General features: G+C 70.1%; 1 protein-coding gene. It reads right to left on the bottom strand.

All coding sequences use genetic code 11. From position 1 onward, the window contains the following. Nucleotides 1-289: 289 nt before the first annotated feature. Nucleotides 290-445 carry a hypothetical protein gene (locus KUM32_RS39115; RefSeq protein ID WP_217146522.1) on the bottom strand — a complete coding sequence of 52 codons (156 nt, stop codon included), beginning with the start codon at nt 443-445 and terminating at the stop codon, nt 290-292. Nucleotides 446-615 lie beyond the last annotated feature (170 nt).

Below are 615 nucleotides of genomic sequence, written 5' to 3'. Positions count from 1 at the left end.
CCCTTGGGCCGCGCGGGGTAATCCCATGTCGCCATCAGGGATGCCTATACGTCCCGCCGGCCTCCGCGACGCGCGCGGCCGGGCTCGAATCCCCAGTACGCCGCCGGTGGCCGCCCCTCGGCGACGCCCGCTGCCACCACCACGCGGGACGCCCCGACCGGCGGACGACGAGCACCGGGGCACGAGGAGAACCGGCGGACGACGGGAGATGGGGCGTAACGAAAGCCGGGGCACGGACCGCGTGTGCGGTCGCGTGCCCCGGCGGGGGGATTGGGCCCCTGCGCGCTTCTCAGGCGTGGCGCGAGGCGGTGGACGAGGAGACGGACTCGCTGGAGGAGGAGTCCTCGGTGGCGCGGTCGCTGAGATCGCCGAGTGCCTCGGAGTGGCTCAGCGCCTTGCCCCAATCGATGCCTGGCAGGTCGCTGTGGACCAGCGGAGCGCCCACAGCCGTAACGGCACCTGCGACCACAGATGCCACGGTGAACAGGTCGAGCATCTTCATGTTCGGCCCAACGGCCGATGGCATGACGAAGTCACGCCCATTTAGCACCCGATACGACTGGTTTACCCACGCTGACATGTCCTCTTCGGCCGCTGTGTCCCACCCGTCTCACT

The organism is Streptomyces sp. AC627_RSS907 (assembly GCF_019049165.1).
This window is presented reverse-complemented; position numbering and strand designations above follow the sequence as displayed.